The organism is Arthrobacter sp. Hiyo1 (genome assembly GCF_001263615.2).
GTDB lineage: Bacteria > Actinomycetota > Actinomycetes > Actinomycetales > Micrococcaceae > Arthrobacter.
This window is the reverse complement of record NZ_DF952468.1, coordinates 164,994-167,948: the sequence shown is the minus strand read 5'-3', so window position 1 is coordinate 167,948 and position 2,955 is coordinate 164,994. Positions and strand designations below refer to the sequence as shown.

The window sequence follows — 2,955 nt, the reverse complement described above, 5'->3', positions numbered from 1 at the left end:
CGGCCGCGCTGCCCGCCGTCAGGATGCCGATCACCAGTCCGCGGTTCTTGGAGAACCACGTATTGGCGATGGTGGCCGCGAAAACCAAGGCCATGGAGCCGGTGCCCAGCCCGATCAGGACGCCCCAGGTCAGCAGGATCTGCCACGACTGGTTGACGAACACCGTCAGGGCGGAGCCGAGACCGATCAGGCAAAGGGCAATCGCGGTGACGGTGCGGATGCCGAAGCGTTCCATGAGCGCCGCAGCGAACGGTGCCGTGAGCCCGAACAACACCAGGTTGATGCTGACTGCGAGCGACAAGACGGTTGTTGACCAGCCGAATTCCTGTTGCAGCGGCACCATAAGTACGCCGGGGGCTGCACGGAATCCGGCTGCGCCCACAAGGGCCAGGAACGCGACGGCGGCCACCATCCAGGCGGGGTGGAGGCGCCGCTTCCGCGGAGTCTTGCCAGCTGGTTTGCCGGCGGAAAGTTCGGTGGGATTGGGTGCGGTCATGCGGAGGGCTCCGATTCGTCCAGGAGGTCGCGTCGGGCGGGGGCGGTGGCCAGGGCCATGGGGTGTTCCGATCGCGTGAGGCTATGCCAACTGGTGTTGGCCGCGGTCAGGCGGGACCCGCAGTGGGAGCACGTATCAGCCGACGCGGTCGGCAGCCCGCAGCCGTTGTGGATCACGCGCATGTGGGCGTTGTCCGCCGGCGCGTCGAGATGCTTCTCGGACCAGAGAATGATGGCGTTCAAGACGGGCAAGGCATCTTCGCCCTTGGCCGTGAGGACGTATTCCTGGCGCGTGCGGGCGCCATCTTGGTAGGGCCGTTGGGCAAGGAGGCCTGCCTCGACCAGCCAGCCCAGTCTTTTACTGAGGACGTTGTCTGCGATGTGGAGGCGGGTTTTGATGGCGTCGAAGCGGCCGTTGCCGAAGAAGACTTCCCGTAACACCAGGCTTCCCCAGGGGTCCCCGAGGATATCCAGGCCACGAGCCAGGCTGCACGTCCGCTCGGACCAATCGGATCGTAAAGGCATGGTTCGAGATTAGCTGGCTTTTCTAAAGAAAGCTAGGTGATTTGGTGAGGGCCCTCAGTCGGTGATGTTGCCGATCGCCTGCTCGAGGTCTGCGATCAGGTCCTCGACGTCCTCGATGCCGCAGGAAAGCCGGATCAGGTTGACAGGCACGGCCAGCTCAGTGCCCTTGACCGAAGCGTGTGTCATCTCCGAGGGATAGTTCATGAGGGACTCGATGCCGCCCAGGGACTCGGCCAGAGTGAAGACCTGGGTGGACTCTGCCACCTTGCGGGCCGCAGCTTCGCCGCCCTTGAACTGCACGGAAATCATGCCGCCGAACTTCTTCATCTGCTTGGCCGCGAGCTCGTGGCCCGGGTGGGAAGGCAGCCCCGGATACAGCACGGCTTCAACCTCGGGGCGCTCCAGCAACCACTCGGCCACGGCCTGGGCGTTCTCGCTGTGGCGGTCCATGCGCACGCCGAGCGTCTTGAGGCCACGCGTGGTCAGGAACGCATCCATGGGTCCGGACACGGCGCCGACAGCGAACTGCACGAAGCCGATCTTCTCTGCCAGTTCGGCGTCCTTGACCACGATCGCGCCGCCCACCACATCCGAGTGGCCGCCGATGTACTTGGTGGTCGAGTGGACCACGACGTCGGCCCCCAGGGCGAGCGGGGTCTGCAAGTAGGGGGACGCAAAGGTGTTGTCGACCACCAGGAGGGCACCGGCGTCGTGCGCTACTTTGGCGAGCGCTTCGATATCGGTGATCTTCATCATGGGGTTGGAAGGCGTTTCCACCCAGACGATGCGGGTCTTGTTCACCGCGACGGCCGCGGCAACGGCGTTCAGGTTGGACATGTCCACTGGTGTGTTACCGATGCCCCACTCACCCAGCACGCGGTTGATGAGCCGGTAGGTTCCGCCATACGCGTCGTTGCCGAGGACGATGTGGTCGCCGGGCCGGGCAACAGCACGGATCAGTGAGTCCTCCGCTGCGAGGCCCGAGCTGAAACTGAACGCGTGGGTGCCGCCTTCGAGCGCGGCGAGCTGTTCCTGCAGCGCATCTCGGGTGGGGTTGCCGCCGCGGCCATACTCGTAGCCGTCGCGCAAACCACCTATGCCGTCCTGGGCATACGTCGAGCTGAAGTGCAGCGGCGGAACCACGGCGCCGGTGCGCGGTTCGAATGCCTGGCCGGCGTGGACGGCACGCGTGTTGAATCCTGCTTCGTTTGCAGACATATGAACTCCTAGTGTCAGTTGCTCAGGTAGGCGAGAAGGTCGTGGCGGGTCAGGATGCCCACGGGAGCTCCAACGAACGTCACCATGACGGTGTCGACGTCGGACAGCAGCTCGCGTGCGGCGGAAATGGTCTCCAGGGAGCCGATCACGGGCAGGCGCTCCCCCATGTGCTCGGAGATCTTGTCGGTCAATTTCGCCTCGCCACGGAACAGCTTGGAGGTCAGCGTGCGCTCATCGACAGCGCCGAGCACCTCGCCCATGACCACGGGCGGCTCCTGCGAGAGGACCGGGATGTGCGAGACCCCGAATTCGTTCATGATGTTGATGACATCGCGGACGGTCTCGTTGGGATGGATGTGGACGAGGTCCGGCATTTCGCCGGTCTTGGACTTCAGGACCTCGCCCACCGAGGCTTCCTCGCCGCCGGAGAGGAAGCCGTAGGAACGCATCCACTTGTCGTTGAAGATCTTCGCCAGGTAGCCACGGCCGGAGTCCGGCAGGATCACGACGACGACGGCTTCCTCGCCAAGGTCTTTGGCCACCTGCAACGCGGCAACCACTGCCATGCCGGAGGAACCCCCTACCAGGAGGCCTTCCTCGCGGGCCAGGCGCCTGGTCATCTCGAAGGAGTCGGCGTCGCTGACGGCGATGACATCGTCCGGCACAGTCTTGTCGTAGTTGGCCGGCCACATGTCCTCGCCGACGCCCTCCACGAAG

4 protein-coding genes are annotated in these 2,955 nt (G+C 64.7%); all 4 read right to left on the bottom strand.

Translation table 11 applies throughout. The annotated features are described in order from the left end of the window. Positions 1 to 496, bottom strand: a 496-nt coding sequence (locus AHiyo1_RS00680) for an MFS transporter (RefSeq protein ID WP_113990520.1), incomplete at its 3' end; no start/stop codon positions are given. Further along, the gene (locus AHiyo1_RS00675; protein WP_059387281.1) at positions 493 to 1,020 is read right to left on the bottom strand and encodes a winged helix-turn-helix transcriptional regulator; all 528 of its coding nucleotides are present in this window, start codon (positions 1,018 to 1,020) and stop codon (positions 493 to 495) included. The genes AHiyo1_RS00680 and AHiyo1_RS00675, both read right to left, overlap by 4 nt. 54 nt (positions 1,021 to 1,074) lie before the next feature. After that, on the bottom strand, positions 1,075 to 2,238 hold the full coding sequence (locus AHiyo1_RS00670) for a cystathionine gamma-synthase (protein ID WP_059387280.1): 1,164 nt from the start codon (positions 2,236 to 2,238) through the stop codon (positions 1,075 to 1,077). A 14-nt stretch (positions 2,239 to 2,252) separates the two neighbouring features. After that, a partial coding sequence (locus tag AHiyo1_RS00665) for a pyridoxal-phosphate dependent enzyme (RefSeq protein ID WP_113990519.1) occupies positions 2,253 to 2,955 on the bottom strand: 703 nt, incomplete at its 5' end.